Source organism: Salinicola sp., assembly GCF_982684285.1.
The window spans coordinates 1-2592 of the sequence record NZ_CEXLVS010000377.1 but is presented as its reverse complement, the minus strand read 5'-3'; the positions used below and the strand labels follow the sequence as shown (position 1 = coordinate 2592).

The following is a 2592-nucleotide window of genomic DNA, read 5'->3' as shown; positions in this document are numbered from 1 at the left end:
ACACCCTTCACAGCTATATCGTTGTAGAGTTTAGCAATATCAACGGGGACGGCTTCAGGCCAATCGTCTGTAATGAATTCTTTGATATAGTAAAGCTCGTTAAATATCTCACTACGGAGATCCTTATTAGCCTTATCAAAGTCAAGACCACATTCAAGGAAGGATGTGACCTCACCTAGTGTTTTCTCAAATACATCCAGTTTTCTCTCTAGATTCTGCTTCTTATAATCACCCATACCTATTACTGTACTAGGGTCTAAGCTTAGAATTCCCTTATCAATCTGGAACGCTCTCATCAAATATGTAGCCAGTGTTGTAGCTGTAATGCGTGGTTTAATCTTTGGTTTATTAATCATATATTCCTCTCCTGTCTAAGGCGTGTACCGGCTTCCTAAGGCCGTTGACACTATCCTCTATGTTCTTTCTTATGTTGTTGTATCAGTTCGTCTACAAGTACGTGATAATGTTGACCTACCGCTCTACTGTAGTCCCGTAGGTATCGCCATGATTCCCTACTTATTTTAAAATTTCTAATTACTGTCTCTTGTTCAATGTCTGCCACAAGTCCCTCCTTTGTTAAACTGGTATAGAGATAATCACATCAGCCCAAACTAGAAAGAATGCTGTACTAGTTATATCGTCTATATATGTTGCTATTTTTAATGTTAATAATGCCATTGCTTACTTACTCACGTATTGATGTTGGATTATGAAATAGATGTGTACGGTAGCTCCCCTAAGGGAGGTTTCACCGTCTTAATTGGAGTGCAGGGGGGTATGTTCTAAACAGCCTGAGAGGCTACCTAGTTCATGTACTTGATACAAACTGCTAGTACTAGTATCGTTCTCGCCATCACAAGTGTTACGTGGATAGCTTTAGAATATTTAGTTACATACTCCCTGCACGTTGCATACAGGGTTTTCATCATTTAACCTTTACGGTTCAATTCTGCTTTGTGGCGTAAAGCCTTCTGAACAAGTGGGCTATACTTTTGAGCTAACAGCTTCATCTTGGTGTCAAGGTCTAAGTCTTCAATCTTGTCTCTCATTGCTTCCATTTGACGTTCCACGTCAGCCTCTGCCATAACCTTAGCAGCATAGCCGCCCACGTTATTGTTCTTAACAGATTTATTTACAGCTGACTCACTCAGTTGAGACTCCTTAGCTCGTACTCCTAACGACTTCTTAATGTCAATTACCACCTCTAAACCTATCTCTTCTTCTAAAAAGGTAAGATGTTTTTTAGACGGAATCTTGTCGGTAAATGTAATCGTCTTGTTAATAGCCTGTTCTCCTATTTTCTTACCCATTATCCATTACCTCCAAACTTAGACATTAACTCTTGCTTACGTGCTTCCGTATTGAGGATAGCTTGCAGTTCTTTACGTTCAGCATCTTCTAAGTCTTTGGCGGCTTGTTCTGTTTCTTCAATAATACTAAGCTCGTAAGCTTCCTTCCCTGATTTGTAGCGGGGGGCAATAACATCTAAGAGAGTGTTGATTTTTGCCTTACTACAGTAGAAGTAACCTGTGTGAATAGACCTTGCACCTAAAGCCCAATCACCTACTGTCACTTTGTCTTCATCATTTAAAAACTCTTTAATTAAAGCAGTTTCATGGAACTGACATTGGAACAAAGTACGGGCTGAGTAATCAGATCCTAGGATATTAATAAAATGACCTTTTAGAAGATCCCTTACTAGTATCGGTCGCACTGTTTTCCAGTTGTAATCCATCTTGTAAAACTCAAGCTCATCATGCTTCACATGTTTGCGAGTGTTTCTAGCCGTTTTGACTACTGGTGCATCATTCATACCATTCATATTATTTTATCCTTGTAATTTGTGTAAATGTGTATTAGCCGTAATACGACTATACGAAATAGGGTGCCCTCAACAGGGAAATAAGTCTGTGAGGGCTGTAGCAGGTAGGAAACGAAAGGTTGACGACCTATAAACTAGCTACTATAAAAAGGTGTTCACCGCCCTAGTTCTGGCGTACCAAGACAGCGAACAATAAAGGCTCAACACTCCACCAACCCGAAAGGAAACAAGAACGAGTAAGCCGAGTGGAGCACAGTATTAAAACTGGTGTTATAAATCGATTATGTCGGTAAGAGATAACCCTCTTCTATTTCCACTGGTGCTGTCCATACCGTGGATAAGAAGCAACTCTGTCATTCTTTTCACGACTTGGTTACGGGTGAATTTTTTAAGCTTATAGACTTGTGAAATAGCTGTGAAATCTCTAGCGGTTTCATGCGCTAGTCTAATCGAGAACTTGAAAGTCTCTGACTTAATTTTCGTAATATTTAATTTTCCTCTTGACGATTTATTTGATTCATGGTAGCCATTATATCACGGTTATTTTTGGGGTACCAACTGTTTTGCATGCCTCTAATACCTATTAATACCAACCTCTAAACTAATTTAACCCTGTGCCCCAAATGGTTGTTAATGGGGTTAAAGTGTGCTGTAGAATGGGTACCATCACTAAGATAAAACCTTCCCATAAGAGATACAATCAATGACTGCTACAAATGGCGGCGTATATCTAATTTCCCGCAAAACCAGATCAGGTCAATACCAAACCT

At 39.6% G+C, this 2592-nt stretch carries 3 protein-coding genes; all 3 read right to left on the bottom strand.

Going from position 1 to position 2592, the window contains the following annotated elements:
• Nucleotides 1–356 (bottom strand): hypothetical protein (locus AC3AYF_RS20070; protein ID WP_487780274.1); only part of this gene is annotated, 356 nt, incomplete at its 3' end.
• A 573-nt stretch (nucleotides 357–929) separates the two neighbouring features.
• The gene (locus AC3AYF_RS20065) at nucleotides 930–1310 is read right to left on the bottom strand and encodes a hypothetical protein (protein ID WP_487780273.1); all 381 of its coding nucleotides are present in this window, start codon (nucleotides 1308–1310) and stop codon (nucleotides 930–932) included.
• The gene (locus AC3AYF_RS20060; RefSeq protein WP_487780272.1) at nucleotides 1310–1822 is read right to left on the bottom strand and encodes a hypothetical protein; all 513 of its coding nucleotides are present in this window, start codon (nucleotides 1820–1822) and stop codon (nucleotides 1310–1312) included. Before AC3AYF_RS20060 ends, AC3AYF_RS20065 begins: the two co-directional genes overlap by 1 nt.
• Between the last annotated feature and the right edge of the window lie 770 nt (nucleotides 1823–2592).

Excerpts from the sequence above, each read along its gene's own strand:
- AC3AYF_RS20065 (WP_487780273.1), bottom strand. The coding sequence starts at position 1,310 with ATGGGTAAGAAAATAGGAGAACAGGCTATTAACAAGACGATTACATTT.
- AC3AYF_RS20060 (WP_487780272.1), bottom strand. The coding sequence starts at position 1,822 with ATGAATGGTATGAATGATGCACCAGTAGTCAAAACGGCTAGAAACACT.